This window comes from Kamptonema formosum PCC 10802, assembly GCF_000332335.1.
Classification (GTDB): Bacteria; Cyanobacteriota; Cyanobacteriia; order Cyanobacteriales; family Oscillatoriaceae; genus Oscillatoria.
In genome coordinates this window covers 4,483,397-4,499,518 of record NZ_KB235948.1, presented here as the reverse complement: position 1 = coordinate 4,499,518, position 16,122 = coordinate 4,483,397, and the positions used below count along the sequence as shown (strand labels likewise).

Below are 16,122 nucleotides of genomic sequence, written 5' to 3'. Positions count from 1 at the left end.
GAATTTATCTTTCGGATGAGAGGCCAGGTTTTTGCCAGAAACCCGGTTTCTGGGCTGGGCTATCTTACCACGGGCTGCCAATCATGGTAAAACCAGACCAATAATAGGGATGTTTGAGATTGTGGTTGCCCTCCTTGAGCAATTCTGCCGGCAGAGAAACGCCGGTACGAATCCCTGTTTGGCGCAACTCACCTTCTTCTATGCGCACGTCTCCCCGAATCATCGCCAGTTGTGCTTGACGCAGCGCCTCCGCTTTAATTTTAGCATCTTTCAGGTGCTGGTAAAATTCCGCCATCAGCCCTAAGGTTCCCGCATCGCTAACATACCACAAACTGGCTACTGCTGTCTTGACTCCCGCCGCTACGGCGAAACCGGCAAATCCCAATTCCGCTTGTTCATCGCCAACTGCAGTGCGACAGGCGGAGAGCACCAATAACTCCACCGGCGGATTGTTCAGGCGCAGCTTGCTCAGTTCATCCAGGCGCAACTTTTCGTCCCACAGCGCAATGTAAGAATTCTTGATTTCTCCGGGTTGGAATTCGCCATGTGTAGCTAGGTGAAGAATCTGATAAGGATAATTATGGCGTTTATCGTTGAGATTGTTGCGGGTGAAACCTTCGTTCAAAAAAGCTTGACCTTGCCACAGCTGCTGCGCGATTGTTTGCAACTCCATCGGCACGGCAGGCAAGGGATTTTGGTCGCGAAATTCCGAAGCGCCCATTGCCAGCACTCGCGCCCCCTTGAGGGATTGGTAGCGCGTGTCCATTAAACTGACGCTGGGTATTAAAGCGAGACTGTACTTTTCGACGAGAAACTGTTTGCCGTCATGCAGCGCCGCCACCGGCAATCCCCGCAACCCCGCATCCATACTGAACAGCAGGGTGTCAATTTTAGCGGCTTGCAATTCTGGCTCGATTGGGGCAATCAGCCACTGATAGAGTTGAGTTGCCGGCTGCAAATAGCTGCTATAATCCCGGTAGCGGGGAGCCGTAATTTTTTCGCTAAAATTGCTGACCACTTTCAGCAGTTTCTCACGCTTTGCTTCCGGAACAGCCCTGCGTATTGGCCGCCCTTCTGGCGTGAACACTACCAGCTCTAATTGGTCGGTAAATGCCGTCACATATATTATAGCAGAGCGGTTGCCGGTTTGGGAAGCAATGGTTGACAGAGCGTCTCGGATACTTTCTGGAGAGGTCAGTTGGTTGGAGAGATTTTGCCCGAAGTAATCGGCAAATTCTTTATCCCGGCGTTGCTCTAGCATTGCGATTGCTTCCGGTGCGATCACCGCGAGAGAGCTGCTGTTTAACACGCTTATGCTTGCTAAGAGTTTTTGGGAATTGCTGCTGTTGCTGATGTTGGTGCTGCTGTTGGAGTTGCTGTAAGTTTGGCTGCTGGATACGTTGGGGTTGGTGCTGCTGTTAGCAGACACTGATTGAATTAAGGAGTTAGTCAGCACCGGCACAGTTTGGGTTAAGAAAGATACCGGCACGGGGTTTGTGGGAACCGGCACCGGCAGTGGGTTAACCCCTGAATTGATATTCACTTCTCCCGTATCGGAGTGAACTGCACCCGTGTTAATTTGTCCGGTGGCGCTATTGAGGGTGATAGTACCACTTCCATTGGTGCCGGTGGAGGTGATATTGCCTGCAGTAATGCTGCCAACTGCTGTGTTGGTGATGTTGCCGGCAGTTCCGCCAATAGCGCTTGTGGTTTGGTTGCCGGTGGTTATATTGCCACCGGCAATATTGGTGATGTTGCCGGAATTGCCGTTAGTGGCGCTGCTGGTTAAGTCTCCAGTTGTTATGTTGTTGCCGGCAATATTGGTGATGTTGCCGGAATTGCCGTTAGTGGCGCTGCTGGTTAAGTCTCCAGTTGTTATGTTGTTGCCGGCAGTATTGGTGATGTTGCCGGAATTGCCGTTGGTGGCGCTGCTGGTTAAGTCTCCAGTTGTTATGTTGTTGCCGGCAGTATTGGTGATGTTGCCGGAATTGCCGTTGGTGGAAGTGGTGGTTTGGTTGCCGGTGCTGATATCGCCACCGGCTTCTACGCCAATATTACCAGAATCTCCTGACTCCGCACGAGATTGTATATTAAGTGTCGTGACGTTCCCGCCGGCAGTCACTTCAATATTACCCGCCTGATCTCTGCCGATGGAGTCGAGGTTGCCGGTGGCAATGCTGTTGCCGTTGACGGTTATATTGCCGCTCGGCCCATTTTCCGATTGAGTTTTGATATAATTTGTGGTGACGGTATTGCTGTTACTGGTAACAGTAATGTCCCCACTTTCTGTTTTTCCGTAGGAGGTGATGTCACCCGTTACGGTAATTCTACCCGGACTCGATAAGGTGATATCGCCGGCAGTGCCACTGTCAGAATGGGTGTCTAGGTTGCTGCCGACACTGATACTATTTGGGCTGTCGCTGTGGATGCTAATATTGCCGCCAAGCGATAAGCCGTCTGAGCGGATGCCTGCGGTTTCGACGTGTCCGGCAGCATTGATTGTAACATCGCCGGCAATTCCTCCGGAAGACATGGTGTTGAGTGAGCCGGTGCTGGTATTTACCCCACCACGGGTGCTTTCGATGGTGATGTTTCCGCCGGTGCCGGTGCTGCCAGGAATTGCGGTGAATTCCACCTGGGAGTTTTCAGAGTTATGGTTTTGTTCAAAGCCCGCCATTGACTGAATCCGCCCTGTCTTAATATCCCCAGAAGCAGTCAGGGTGACAGAACCCGCATTTCCCTGACTTGAATAAGAGGAGAGCCTGCCCAAGGCAGTATCAATGGCACCCGCACTGCTATTGAGGGAGATATTCCCCCCACTGCCGGTGCCTGACGAATACGACAAGATGCCAACTGTCGTGATATTCCCAGAAGCAGTCAGGGTGACATAACCCCCATTTCCCTGACTTGAAAAAGAGGATAGCCCGCTAGTGGCAGTATCAATCCCACCGGCACTGCTATTGAGTGCGATATTCCCCCCACTGCCGGTGCCGTCAGAAGACGACGAGATGTCACCTGTCTTAATATCCCCTGAAGCTGTCAGGGTGACAGAACCCCCATTCCCCTGATTGGAATAAGAGTATAGCCCGCCCAAGGCAGTATCAATCCCACCGGCACTGCTATTGAGTGTAATATTCCCCCCACTGCCGGTGCCATCAGAAGACGACGAGATGCCACCTGTCTTAATATCCCCAGAAGCTGTCAGGGTGACAGAACCCCCATTTCCCTGACGTGAATAAGATTCTCGCCAGCCCAAGGCAGTATCAATCCCACCGGCACTGCTATTGAGTGCGATATTCCCCCCACTGCCGGTGCCATTAGAATACGACTCGATGTCACCTGTCTTAATATCCCCAGAAGCTGTCAGGGTGACAGAACCCCCATTTCCCTGATCTGAATCAGACTGTAGCCTGCCATTGGCAGTATCAATGGCACCGGCACTGCTAGTGAGGGCAATATTCCCCCCACTGCCGGTGCCATTAGAAGACGAGAATATATCACCTGTCTTAATATCCCCAGAAGCCGTCAGAGTCACAGAACCCCCATTCCCCTGTGCGGCGCTTGAGTTGAGAGTGTTCGCCCTGGTATCAATGGCACCGCCGGTACTCTTTAAAATGATATTCCCCGCATTACCAAATGAGGCGCTAGCAGTGCTGACAGGTCCGACAATTGCGATGTCCCCGGCGGCGCGTAGCGAAACGTCACCCCCACCTGATGCTACAATCCCGACAGGTAATTCGGTTGCGCCACCCACCGTTACTCCCAGTTCGGGAGACTCGAAAAACGCCCCGCTACTTCCCGCAGTTGCCTCTAAATTGTTGACGCTGATGCGCAGCGGTTCAGCCGGCAAACCAATACCGCCTGCGTCTAATGTTGAGGTCTGAAATAAAGCACGCCCAGCTGTAATTAACGAGTCAGGTGAGCTGCGCAGGATATTCCCCGTTGCGGCATTGACTGTGAGAGAGCCAGTGGTGTTTATATTGCTCAGAGTGATGTTGCCTACTTGTCCAAGCGTACCTAATTGTATCGCGATGTTGCCGCTGCCTGCATTCAAAGTAGTCCCCGGTGCCATTGTAACATTCCCAGGGCCAGATTCGCGATAATTGGGGTTAGCTTCGTTCTTGTTCCCTCGCAAAGTAATATTGCCATTCCCGCCTGAGGTATCGATGTCGGCGTTGATGTTGATGCTGCGACCGGCATTGAGTGCTAAATTGGAAACTGAAGAAGTTTTAATGGGTTCACTGACGGTAATATCATTGTGAGCGTTCAGGGTGACATCCCCGCTGCGAGTGTTAATTTTGTCCGCATCGGAAGTGACGCTGGCATCTGAGTTCGTATTGAAGGCATCATCTTTGCCATCCCCGGCAATTGTGATATTCCGCGAACCGCTGAAGTTTCCTGTGGATATGCTGCCGGTATAAGCATTTAGGGTGATTTGGCCCCGAGTGCCCTTCTCTGAATCGGAGTTTAGGTATCCCCCGTTGATGACATTATTGAACTGGCTAGTGACGGTAATATTTCCCCCCCGCAACAAGCCAGAAGAATTCAGGTTGCCTGTGTGGACGATCCCACTGGCAGTCAGGGTGAGTGTGCCCCCATTACCCTGGGTTGAAGAAGAGTCTAGCTTTCCCAGATCATTCCGCCCAAAAGTAGTATCAATCGTACCGGCACTGCTATTGAGTGTAATATTCCCCCCACTGCCGGTGCCATCAGAATACGACGAGATGTCACTTGTCTTAATATCCCCAGAAGCTGTCAGGGTGACAGAACCCCCATTCCCCTGACTTGAAGAAGAGTATAGCCTGCCCAAGGCAGTATCAATACCACCGGCACTGCTATTGAGTGTAATATTCCCCCCACTGCCGGTGCCTGAAGAATTCGACCAGATGTTACCTGTCTTAATATCCCCAGAAGCCGTCAGGGTGACAGAACCCCCATTCCCCTGACTTGAAGAAGAGTATAGCCCGCCCAAGGCAGTATCAATACCACCGGCACTGCTATTGAGTGTGATATTCCCCCCACTGCCGGTGCCTGAAGAATTCGACCAGATGTTACCTGTCTTAATATCCCCAGAAGCCGTCAGGGTGACAGAACCGCCATTTCCCTGACTTGAATCAGAAGATAGCCCGCCCAAGGCAGTATCAATACCACCGGCACTGCTATTGAGAGTGATATTCCCCCCACTGCCGGTGCCCCACGAAAACGACGATATTTCACCTGTCTTAATATCCCCTGAAGCACTCAGGGTAACATTCCCCCCATTCCCCTCAACCGAACTGGAATCTAACGCACCGGCACTCGTATTAATCCCACCGGCACTGCTGTTCAGGGTGATATCCCCCCCACTGCCGGTGCCCGACGACGAAGCTGTCCGCAGATAACCTGTTATAATATCTGATGTGGCATTCAAGGTAATCGCCCCGCCATCCCCTGATTCAGAACTCGTGTCAATATTGCCGGCAGCTATCCCCCCTGATGCCGGTACCCTCACCCCAGAACCCGTCAGAGACACCTCGCCTTTTTCATTCACACTCAGCGCCGAGGCGTGGCCAAAATCTGGTCTGCCGGTCAGCAATTGCGGTAAAGAAAGAGGTTGTAGTCCCGCCGGAACCTCAGATCCTGTTAACGCCACCGGCTCAATATCCAAACTCAACAAATGCCCCTGTTGAGAAATCCGCACCGCGCTCTCACCCGGCACTGCCGTAATGGTAATATTACCCCCAGGACTTGTCAGGGTGCCGGTGTTTATCACTGTCCCCCCCAACAGGGTTAGACTGTTCCCAGATGTTAAGCTTAAATTCCCCTCATTGACAATCGCCCCGGGCTGTGATCTTGCGAAATTAAACGCACTCGGAGTCCCCACTAAAATATTGTAATCATTGCTGCCCACCGCATTAAACCACCCCGAACTAAACCCAATGCCGGTGGCTGTTGTCGCGGTGAAGTATGCCGGCACGTTCAAACTGGCATTTTGGCCAAATAGGATGCCGGCGGGGTTCATTAAGAAAAGGTTAGAATTCCCGCCACTGACTTGAATTAACCCATTTATATAAGAAGCGTCGCCCCCAACAACCCGCCCCAGAATATTGCGGATATCGGGATTGGTGAGAAAGTTGGCCGTCTGCCCAGAACTCAGGCCAAATTTCTGGAAACTGTGGAAAAGATTCGCGCCATCTCTTGACAGATAGCCGCCTTGTATGTTAAATGTATTGCCTTCAGAAGTGACTGCCGTGCCGGTGCCGTCGGGTGCCGGCGCGACGGGTTGGGAGAGTGCCGGTTTGGCGGCTGCTAGTGAGCCGACAAAAGGAAGTATTACCAGCAACGACCTCAATGAGCCTGCGGCGAATTTCATAAAGTATCTAACCCCGATTTGCGCGTCTTCTAATATTTCTCAATCTACATTAATTTTTCCCACTTGGCAAGCTCTCCTTCCTCTTTTTATCAAAGTCTTTCATTCCGGGGCGTTTCGCCCGCCTCACGGCAAGGAAGCCAGATTTCAGAGAAAAAATTTTGGCTCGCTTACTGTTGGCAATCTGCAATTTATCAGGCGAACGACAGTAATTAACAGGGTGAGGGGCGAAATTGATCGCCGGCGGCTTCCCAGATGACTTGGCTCGCTTACTGTTGGAAATCTGCCATTTGCGCGGTTCAGTCTTTGGGGTGCCGCAGTCTCGCGCTTCCGATCTTACTTACTGTTGGCAATCTGCAATATGCGGAGCGCAGCACAGCACATAAAGCAGGATTTGTCAAGATATCCTGGCGGCTTTTAGATATATAGCAGTATTCACTTGGGTTAAAACATTAGACCTTCAGTCTCGGCGGACGCCGTACCTACGTCTATATCCCAGTAGTAATATGGGTTAGGACAATAGGAGCCGGAGTGCGGGGGTGCAAAAGAGGCCGAAATGTACGAACCTAAGTGCCTACTGCTATAGCACTAACGTAGTGGGTTAGAGGCGGAGCCTCCCGCGCCCTCGTTCCCAGCCGGAGCCTGGGAAGGAGGATAACGAGGATAAAAAAGCCCCCTCCCCGTTCACGGGGAGGGGGTTGGGGGTGGGGTTCCCCGGCATCCCAGCAAAAAAAGCCACACTCCCCTACTGCAATCCGCCCCAAGGACTGACTTGCAGCACTCCTGCAGGCGTGAAAACAACCCTGTACTGACCCAGGGGCTCCTGAGTGCCGGCTGCTCCGGGCTGGCGCAAACTGGGGAGGGGAGTTTCCTGAACAAAATCAGCAGCCGGCTGATTCACCGGCGTGAAATCTGCAATCACCCCATCTTTAGTAATCCCAACCTTGAACACTAAATCGCGGTCAAAGGTCGGACGAGTTTGCCAGTTTCTGTCAATTTCGTCGAATAATTTTGGCTGCAACTCTTCTAGCAGCGTTGCGTCAGTAATGTCTGCCTGCGAGCTAACAGAAGTGCGCTGCCCCTGCCAGGGAGTGACTTGCACCACCCCGCCGGCAGTCAGCACAACTTGGAATTGAGCCAGAGAGATCGCCTTCACCGCACCCCCTTCAGGGGGAATAGAAATCAAATCCTTAAGCGGCGTTTCCTTAGCATTAATAGCTGCTTCATTCACCGGCTTGTAGCCGACAACCGCCCCGTCAGCGCCCACACCGACGCGGTAAATTTCCTCCTCAGACAGCGCAGGCTCTCGCTTCCAAGACGCATCGATTTTGCTGTACAGTTTCGACTTCAAATCTTCCAGCTGGATCGGGTCGGTAATTTCCGGCACAGTTGCCAGCGCCGCATCCAGATCCGAAGCTGAACTGGGGTTCTTGGACTCAGGCGAGGGTGTGGCAGTTGTGGCAATTGATTCAGTTTTAGACTGGGCCGCCGGCTCGCCCCCTCTTTGCACCTGAGGCACCGGCATCAAAGCGAAAGCAATCGCGGCGGCAGCTAAACTGGACAGGCCAATCGCTGCCGGCATAGCTCGTTTCGCCAGAGGTTCGTAGGTTCTGGCATATCTCTTAGAAACCGGCATCAGCTGCAGCGACATATCTGGCAGAGTGCGGCTGTCCGCAAAGAACTGGTCAACCGCCTCCACCAAATCGAACAGCTGCACAGTGGTTAAATCAATCTGAACCGGCGAAAGACTTTCCCCTGACTCCCCAATCCGCGCCCCCGACTGAACCGTCAGCCGGTGCAAATTCCCAGCAATTTTTTGCAGCCGCACCAGTGGCGTGCGACCGTTTTCGTCGCCCGGGTGGGGCACCCCACTCAAAAATTCCTGAGCGTAGCGGCTGGTTGCTGTCACCAACCCCTCCAAAAACTCCCGCCCTCCCGTCAGCGGTCTGTCTCGACCGGCCAGCCGGCACTCGACATTGACTAACATTGACATCAGCGGGCGGGCGTCTGACGGACTCGCCATCAGGCTGTCGCTCAGCCCGTCTAAAATCAGAGTGCAGTTGGGCAAATTGTACTGGCGTCGAATCGTCATAGCACCTCCCCGTCAAACAGAGCGATCCAAAATCTGAGCATTCCCCTCGTGCCGGTGCAGAACAGTAACTGGCCCAACAGATCCAGAGCCAGCTGGTTTAACTTTTCTTCCGTGCTGTAAACCAGCACGCCGGCGCGACGTGGGTTCATGCGGCTGCGGAAGTGAGCCCGGAAGCGCTCCAGGTAATCCGACAGCCGCAAGTGATTGTCCAGCGGGATTTGCTTGTCGAGCAGCTGGCTGTAGTCCAGCAGCAACTGGCGCACCGTCACCGTCTGCCGGCGGGCCAAGTGGCAGGCGATCGCCACCAGGGCCTTAGCTTCCTGCAACTTCAGGGGGCGGCGCTGGCTGTAACGGCGCAGCGGGTTCGTGCTGCGCAGCCGCCACAGCATCACCCGATTGGGGATAATCTCCTGCAGCTCCAGTTCTTTCGCTGCAGCGAGGATTTCTTCTGAGCCTCTGAGATTCAAGGCTTCTATGGCCAGTAGAATCAAATCTATTTGCAACCGGGTGCGGCGCGGACAGCCGTGTTCGGCTATCTGCGGGTCGGGCAGACTGTCCAAAATCAGCGGCTTGGACGTATCGGTTGGACTGTTCGGTGGCATTACGCTTAGAGAACCGTGCATGCTTGCTGCCTGGAAGGATAAACTAAACTGGGCGATATGGAATTTCTCACGGCTGGCCAGCAAAAAATCCTGACTCGCCGTATTGACATTTATGCTATAATGTAGTACCTGCGCCGCATATAAGCCGAAGTGGGTTGGCAGTTCGGCTCTCCCGCCTGAAAAATTTGCGGACTTGCCGAGCAGACAATCTTATCCCGATCAGCAGTTTCGGGCTGGGGCACGAAGAAGTGGGCAGGGGCAGTCAGCAAAGTCTTGAATGCCGGCGCTGATCCGGTGGTAAATTCTAGTGTAGGATTTTTGTCGCGTCGGCACGGGATGCCGGTGGGCGGTTTGCCAACCGGCAGTGCGCCACAGATGCGGACAGCCATCACAATTTTTACTGATAAACTCATGGATCTGAAGTCTCTGATTCGCGACATTCCAGATTTTCCCAAACCGGGAATTATGTTTCGGGATATCACCACCCTCCTGCGAGACCGGGAGGGGCTGCGCTACACCATAGACACGATGGCGGAAAAATGTGCCGGTTTGGGAGCCGACTGCATTGTGGGCATGGAGTCGCGAGGTTTTATTTTTGGAGCGCCCCTGGCATACAAACTGGGGGCTGGCTTCGTGCCGGTGCGCAAGCGGGGCAAGCTGCCGGCTGCAGTTCACTTCGTCGAGTACGAGCTAGAGTACGGCACAGACCGGCTGGAAATGCACCAGGACGCCTTGCTGCCCGGAAGCCGGGTGCTGGTGGCTGACGACCTGCTGGCCACCGGCGGCACGGCAAAAGCCACCGCCGAGATGTTGCAGCTGGCCGGCTGCGAGATCGTCGGTTTCAGCTTCGTCATCGAGCTGACCGGCTTGGGCGGGCGTCAGAAACTGCCCGAGGGCGTGCCGGTGGTGGCGCTGGTTGAGTATTAGGGGGGATGGGTCATTGGTCATTGGTCACTGGCTAATGGCTAATGGCTAATACTGTATTATATAGCGGCTCTAATTGAAGAGTGATTTTTTAAAAAATAAACCGCCATAGACGCGCCAGCGGATTCCCGAAGGGTAGACGCCAAGAGCGCCAAGGAAGGAGCAGGCAGAGACTTTCACAAATCATTTAGAAATGCTAGAAGTGAGGAGTGAAGAATTAAAAATTAGCAGGGTACGAAAAAGGGTATGAGTTCTGCGAAGGTTTCATCTGTCAGTGGGGGGCTGGAATCATTTTGGGAAGGGCTGGTGGGGGCGCTCACTAGCGAGACGTTTCTCTATGTGGTGAAGCGGCTGCTGCAGGCGCTCGTGACGCTGCTCCTGGCTTCGGCACTCAGTTTTGCGATTATTCAGCTGGCTCCAGGGGATTATTTAGATACCCTCAAGCAGAATCCCAAGATTTCGCCGGAGACAATTAAACAGCTCACCGTCAATTTCGGGTTAGACAAACACCCAGTTGAGCAGTACCTGCGCTGGCTGTGGCGGATTGTCACCCGACTGGATTTTGGCATCAGTTTTGCCACGCAGCGACCGGTGGCAGAACTGCTTAGCCAGCGAATACCGGCCACCCTGCTGCTGGCAATTTCCTCGCTGATTGTCACCTGGGCAATTGCCATTCCCCTGGGGATTGTCGGCGCGGTGAACCAAAATCGCTGGACTGACAGGTTCCTGCAAGTGATCAGTTATGCCGGTCAGGGATTTCCCAGCTTTATCACAGCGCTGCTGCTGCTAATTCTGGCGCAAAACACCTCGCCTTTGTTCCCGGTGGGCGGGATGACGAGCATTGACTACGCCGAACTCACCCCTTTGGGCAAAGCGGTGGATATTGGCTGGCACATGATTTTGCCCACCCTGGCGCTCAGCGTCACCAGTTTTGCCGGCCTGCAGCGGATTGCGCGGGGCCAATTGCTGGACGTGCTGCGCCAAGACTACATCCGCACCGCTCGCGCCAAGGGGCTCCCAGAAAACAGGGTTATTTATGTCCACGCCCTGCGCAACGCCATCAATCCCCTGATTACCCTGCTGGGGTTTGAGTTTGCCGGCTTGCTGAGCGGGGCGTTCATTGCCGAGTTTTTCTTCAATTGGCCCGGTTTGGGCCGGCTGATTTTGCAGGCGGTGAACACCCAAGATTTATATCTGGTGATGGCCAGTCTGATGATGGGTGCCGTGATGCTGATTTTGGGCAATCTCCTGGCAGATTTGCTGCTCAAGTTCGCCGATCCCCGCATTAAGCTGGCAGATATGAATTAGAATGGAGTAAAAGCGCCTAATGAGAGCATAAGAAACCGGGTAACTTCGGCGAAACCCGGTTTCTGGTTAACAGAGAGGGGGCGTTACTCTCTCGCTTATGCAGGCTAGGAAATATGTTTTCAGAAATCTACTATTTGGTCCGTTCCAAAACTGACGGCAGCTATCTCGCGGCTCACCCCAAAACCAGTGGGGGACCGGGCTATTTGCTGATGTTTCGGGAGCATTTTGACGCCCTGAGCTATCTCAACACCCACGGTGCCGGTGTCGGGGATAAGTTTGGCGTGGAGTCAATCGCCGGCTCTCAGCTAAAGGGGTTGCTACAGCGGTGGGGGTTTGCCGGTGTGGGGATTGTCCAGGAGCCACTGTTGCCGAAAATTGAGTTTTTAACCGTCGTGGGTTCTGAGAAACCGGGTTTCTGATTAAATCTTTCGGAGGAGAAGCAAAATTTGTCGCAGAAACCCGGTTTCTGGGGTTTTCGGGGCTGAGAAACCGGGTTTCTGATTAAATCTTTCGGGGGAGAAGCAAAATTTGTCGCAGAAACCCGGTTTCTGGGATTTTCGGGGCTGAGAAACCGGGTTTTTGCTGGCAGCTGTCAGTTGCACTAATTTGCTCCCAGAAAATCAAGAATAGTCTGGGCGAGTGCCTCGGAGGCCAGGTAGGGCACACCGTTTCCCACTGTTTTGAACATAGTGGTCAGGGAAAGGTTGGGTGGGAGCTCAAAGTTTTTCGGTAAAGATTGAATGGCTAGGGCTTCAGCCACTGACAGCCGGCGAATTTTGTAGGGATGCAGGTGGACTTCGTTATTGCCATAGCAAGCCGTTGGGGAGTAGCGCCACCGGTGCAGCCGCTTGTAACACTTCTTTGAGTCATCGCCCTCATCCACGGAAGCAAATCGCTTGATGCCGGCTCTCGGTTTAAAATAATGCTCAGCATTGGGATGGTTCAGCACGTCGTTCTGCTGGAACCAGTGCTCAACCGTCAATTCTTGAAGGATGCCTTCAGGACAGGGGAGCTCGCTATCTTCCTCGAAGCGATCTGTCTTTGGCCAACGGGAAGAGAAAACCTTCTCTTTGGGATATTTAATATGCTTTTCCCAAGGAAAAGCCCCTTCATGGAGGGTTGGAATTCCCCTGCTGCGTAATAGATCAGCCTTGAAACCGATGAGAATAATTCTGTGCCGGTTTTGCGGAACGCCATATTCTAGGGCGTTGATTAAATGCTCTGTTAAGAGGTAGCCGGCGCTTTCAAGCCGGCATTTAAGCTCATCAAAGAAAGCCCGGTGTTTGGCGGTTTTCCACAGTCCTTTGACATTCTCGAAGAGGAAAAAGTCGGGCTGCTGCCGGCAAATTAATTCAATGTAGGCTGCCGAGAGTTTACCGTTCTCGCCTTCCTTGCCCCGGTTTTTGCCCCCAATAGAGAAGTCCGGGCAGGGCGGGCCACCTATAAAGCCGACAAGTTCGTAAGTCGTGCGGGCATCCAGGATCAATTCTTTGAGACGTGATTGATTTTCTCCCTCAGTCAGGTTAGTGACGTTTTCTTCAGAGCAACCGTATGCCGGCACCGGCAAGTTAAGGCGCTGCCGGGAATAGCAGTATGCTTTCGTAAATTGGGGGTTAATTTCGTTAACATAGACAATGTTGAAGCCACTCAACTCGAAGCCTAAATCGAGGAAGCCGGTGCCGGCGAAAAAGGAGAACACGCTCTTGCTCTGACTCATCGAATCACCTGCAACCTGACGGGGAAAACTGCATTGCCGAGGAAGTTTAGAATTATAGCTTACCGCATGGCTTGGGGGGAAGGAGGTGAAGAAATGTTGAGGGGGTGGCTCAATCGCTGGCGTCAGGCGGGGGCGGGCGGGACAGTCGGCCAGCCGGTCGGGGGTGGGGCGGAGGTTGCCGGTGCGATCCAAGCCGGCGTCAGTGGGCTCTCCTGGCGCTCTCGGGTTTTGTGGCAGAGGGCAAAATAAATGCTGGGGGGAGAGGGGAGGCATGGTTTCTTTCAATCCCGTTTCCGGGATTCAGCTGTTGTCCTCCTGCCCTCTGCTGAAATCATTGTCGCATTGATATGGGCTACGCTCGCACAACCGGGATGCTCCCGAGTCGATATAGCGTTAAAGTGACGGAGGGTGGGAATTGCCAGCACAGCCGGTTTCAGGCGGCGCGGACTTTCGGGGCGTTGCACCGGCATTCTGGAAAAATTTTTGCCGGCATCCAAAGAAACCCCACCCCCCAACCCCCTCCCCGCAAGCGGGGAGGGGGAGTAAGAAAGGGAAGGGGAACAGAGGGATCTGTCCGGGGTTTGTGCGGCGCGGATTTTCGGCCATCCTTAAAGGATGGAGGATTGATTGTGGAGAGATGTTAAGATGCCCAAGTGGACAGTGCGCACGGAGTTTACCTTTGACAGCGCCCATTTTATCCGAGACTATGATGGGCCATGCGGGCGAATGCACGGGCACACCTACAGAGTGCGGGTGGAGGCGACTTCACAGAAGCTGCACGCCTCGCAATACTGCCCTCACGAAGTGATGGTGGCGGATTTCAAGACGCTGCGCTGGGCCAAGCAAGATGTGAGTAAGGGAGGGCTGGATCACTGCGTCCTCAATGAGGTGATGCCGGCGGAGTATGAGACAACGGCGGAGATGATTGCTAAGTATATCTATGATGAGACGAAGCGGCGGGTGCCGGTGGGGGTGCAGTTGAAGGTGGCTGTGTCTGAGACTCCCAATTCTTGGGTGGAGTACGAGGATGACTGAGGTGAGGTCTTCTGGGGAGGGTTGAGTTTTTCTCCTTGGGGTGAGGGTGCCGGTGGGTGTGAAGATAAGATACCCGACCCTGCAGCCCCCTTCCCGCACGCGGTTACGGCGAGTCTGAGGAAGAATTAAGTGCATTTAATTGTGTTATCCTACTCATAAACTCGCAAGTAAGGCAATCGCCTGTATGCCCTACTCTAGCACTAGCCAAATTGGTTAGGACATTAGACATTGAGGGTCGGAGAGAACGCCTGCCTTACGGATATATAGCAGTAGTCATATTGGGCGCGGACATCAGTGGCCTAGGGATAAAAGGCGTAGGGCAGGCGTCTCGCCTGCCCTCTTGATCTAATGCCCTAACCTAACTGCCTACTGCTATACTTCGCAGGACAGGCATCTTGCCTGTCCCAATCTCCCGAAGTGCGTACTTCCTGCAACGGCTTTGTAAGCGCAGCGTTCCGGCGCTGTCCTAAACTGACTGTCCATTGCTATATCTTAATAACATAATTCTTCTGAAAGCCCTCTAATAGCTACGAGAGTTTTATTGAGTAGAGCGAGAGTGGTAAATGGGAATGAAAAACCCTCCTTGGCATAGAGATGAACTAATCCTGGCTCTGGAACTATACCTGCGCCACAAACCATCGATACCTGCAAAGAATAGCTCCGAAATTATGGAACTTAGCGATCTGCTGAACAAGCTAAGACTGCACACTTATTCTTACCGTGACGAGCGCTACCGGAATCCAAACAGCGTCCATATGAAGCTCCGCAACTTCTTACGTCTAGACCCTGCCTACCAAGGTTCCGGGCTTCAGAGAGGTGGTAAGGCTGAAGAAACTGTCTGGCAAGAATTTGCTAATGCTCCTGAAAAATGTCGGCAGTTAGCCGAAGCTATTCGTGCGATAGTAAGTTCAGACGAAGCACTGCCGGAAACCTCAAATGAGGAGGAAGTTGACGGCGTTGAAGAGGCTGAAGAAGGTCGGATTTTAACAAAGGTTCACAGGCTAAGGGAGCGAAGTCAAAAGCTAGTCAATCAGCGCAAGTCCAAATTCCTGAAAGAACACGGTCGCTTATTCTGCGAAGCGTGCGGCTTTGACTTTGAGCAAACTTACGGCGAACATGGTAAAGGTTTTATCGAGTGCCATCACCTGAAGCCCCTTCATACTTTAAGACCTGGGGAGAAAACGCATATTGAAGACCTAGCTCTTGTTTGTTCAAACTGCCATCGTATGCTCCATGCAAAACGACCCTGGCTGACGATGGGCGAATTAACGGCGCTGATTAGAAGTCACCACACCGCCTGCAGGGGAATGACTGTTTAGAACAACCCTGACTGTACTGTCCCCACCCCCACCCACCCCCACCCACCGGCACCCCACCGGCACCTCACCGGCAATCCCTCTAACCCCGCTTTCAGCTGTCCAATCGCCGCAGATCCGCAATTGCAGCCCTCAGCTGATAATAAATAAAACCTTTTGTTTGGGGGAATTCCCCACTCTTCTCTCCCCCAAACTCCGCCCAAAAAACAGCTGTTAGGATAGATTACCAAACCCATCCTAACAGGAATTATTGGCTGAAACCCTTATATCAGCTAGGTTTTATCAAAGCGGGCGGCGGGAATCGAACCCGCATTAATAGCTTGGAAGGCTATAGTTTTACCACTAAACTACGCCCGCACCGACACAGTTAGCCTTTGCAGTTGGGGTTTAGCCCCACTGACACTATTTTTTTTATGGCTCTTTAACCGAGCCTTCTCTATATTAACACAACCTCCAGACAAGTCAAGCAAATTTTCCAAAAAACCTGATTTGCACAGCCGGCGCGGTGCCGGTCTTCCCTCACCCTCTCTCCAGATTGCGCTGTTCGGCTTTTAATTTGCTCTTTTCTCAAACTAGGTATATCCCCCACAGCGGCTTTTACAGTATCACTGAAAACGATGCCATAGAGATAGATGACGCAAATTAAATGCATAACAAGTTGTTCGGGCCCACCGGCAGACCTCTGTGGGGCAAGGACTCCCCAACCGGGCTGCCATAAGTTTTGTTAATCGTTAATCGCTAACAGTTAATTGTTACTTCTTTTATAGCCAGCCCTGTCC

The 16,122-nt window shown here is 53.0% G+C and carries 13 protein-coding genes and 1 tRNA gene; 7 read left to right on the top strand and 7 right to left on the bottom strand.

The window, feature by feature from the left end:
* Window positions 1–64 precede the first annotated feature (64 nt).
* The 4 genes from OSC10802_RS0119545 to OSC10802_RS0119530 all read right to left on the bottom strand — a co-directional run bounded on the left by OSC10802_RS0119545 (window position 65) and on the right by OSC10802_RS0119530 (window position 9,456).
* Window positions 65–6,352, bottom strand: coding sequence for a CHAT domain-containing protein (locus OSC10802_RS0119545; protein ID WP_017718458.1), 6,288 nt, complete (start codon window positions 6,350–6,352; stop codon window positions 65–67).
* Between the two features lie 742 nt (window positions 6,353–7,094).
* A complete protein-coding gene (locus OSC10802_RS0119540; RefSeq protein WP_017718457.1) occupies window positions 7,095–8,441 on the bottom strand; it encodes a DUF4335 domain-containing protein in 1,347 nt (448 codons plus the stop codon).
* The gene (locus OSC10802_RS0119535; RefSeq protein WP_017718456.1) at window positions 8,438–9,043 is read right to left on the bottom strand and encodes a DUF3038 domain-containing protein; all 606 of its coding nucleotides are present in this window, start codon (window positions 9,041–9,043) and stop codon (window positions 8,438–8,440) included. The genes OSC10802_RS0119540 and OSC10802_RS0119535 overlap by 4 nt, the downstream gene beginning before the upstream one ends.
* A gap of 110 nt (window positions 9,044–9,153) precedes the next feature.
* The gene (locus OSC10802_RS0119530) at window positions 9,154–9,456 is read right to left on the bottom strand and encodes a hypothetical protein (protein WP_017718455.1); all 303 of its coding nucleotides are present in this window, start codon (window positions 9,454–9,456) and stop codon (window positions 9,154–9,156) included.
* On the opposite strand from OSC10802_RS0119530, the gene OSC10802_RS0119525 reads away from it, so the two are divergent.
* The 3 genes from OSC10802_RS0119525 (at window position 9,455) to OSC10802_RS0119515 (ending at window position 11,694) form a co-directional block, all read left to right on the top strand.
* Entirely contained in the window at window positions 9,455–9,970 is a 516-nt protein-coding gene (locus OSC10802_RS0119525) for an adenine phosphoribosyltransferase (protein ID WP_017718454.1), read from the top strand. The genes OSC10802_RS0119530 and OSC10802_RS0119525 overlap by 2 nt on opposite strands.
* A 243-nt stretch (window positions 9,971–10,213) precedes the next feature.
* Window positions 10,214–11,275 (top strand): ABC transporter permease, encoded by a 1,062-nt coding sequence (locus OSC10802_RS0119520; protein WP_017718453.1) that lies wholly within the window; start codon window positions 10,214–10,216, stop codon window positions 11,273–11,275.
* 113 nt (window positions 11,276–11,388) lie between these two features.
* Window positions 11,389–11,694, top strand: a complete 306-nt coding sequence (locus OSC10802_RS0119515; RefSeq protein WP_017718452.1) for a hypothetical protein — start codon at window positions 11,389–11,391, stop codon at window positions 11,692–11,694.
* A gap of 182 nt (window positions 11,695–11,876) precedes the next feature.
* Here the strand turns inward: OSC10802_RS0119515 and OSC10802_RS0119505 are convergent, their stop codons facing one another.
* Entirely contained in the window at window positions 11,877–12,992 is a 1,116-nt protein-coding gene (locus OSC10802_RS0119505; protein ID WP_017718450.1) for a DNA cytosine methyltransferase, read from the bottom strand.
* A gap of 93 nt (window positions 12,993–13,085) precedes the next feature.
* Here OSC10802_RS0119505 and OSC10802_RS0119500 point away from each other — a divergent pair, with 93 nt between their 5' ends.
* The 4 genes from OSC10802_RS0119500 to OSC10802_RS0119480 all read left to right on the top strand — a co-directional run bounded on the left by OSC10802_RS0119500 (window position 13,086) and on the right by OSC10802_RS0119480 (window position 15,346).
* Window positions 13,086–13,241 (top strand): hypothetical protein, encoded by a 156-nt coding sequence (locus OSC10802_RS0119500; protein WP_155968089.1) that lies wholly within the window; start codon window positions 13,086–13,088, stop codon window positions 13,239–13,241.
* 98 nt (window positions 13,242–13,339) lie between these two features.
* Window positions 13,340–13,636 (top strand): hypothetical protein, encoded by a 297-nt coding sequence (locus OSC10802_RS50360; protein ID WP_155968087.1) that lies wholly within the window; start codon window positions 13,340–13,342, stop codon window positions 13,634–13,636.
* Between the two features lies 1 nt (window position 13,637).
* Window positions 13,638–14,027, top strand: a complete 390-nt coding sequence (locus OSC10802_RS0119485; protein WP_017718447.1) for a 6-pyruvoyl trahydropterin synthase family protein — start codon at window positions 13,638–13,640, stop codon at window positions 14,025–14,027.
* 569 nt (window positions 14,028–14,596) lie between these two features.
* Window positions 14,597–15,346: an HNH endonuclease gene (locus tag OSC10802_RS0119480; RefSeq protein ID WP_155968085.1), complete on the top strand. Its 750-nt coding sequence runs from the start codon at window positions 14,597–14,599 to the stop codon at window positions 15,344–15,346.
* Here OSC10802_RS0119480 and OSC10802_RS0119475 read toward each other — a convergent pair.
* Window positions 15,343–15,546, bottom strand: a complete 204-nt coding sequence (locus OSC10802_RS0119475) for a hypothetical protein (RefSeq protein WP_155968083.1) — start codon at window positions 15,544–15,546, stop codon at window positions 15,343–15,345. The genes OSC10802_RS0119480 and OSC10802_RS0119475 overlap by 4 nt on opposite strands.
* 83 nt (window positions 15,547–15,629) lie before the next feature.
* Window positions 15,630–15,700: transfer RNA gene (locus tag OSC10802_RS0119470), tRNA-Gly, on the bottom strand.
* Between the last annotated feature and the right edge of the window lie 422 nt (window positions 15,701–16,122).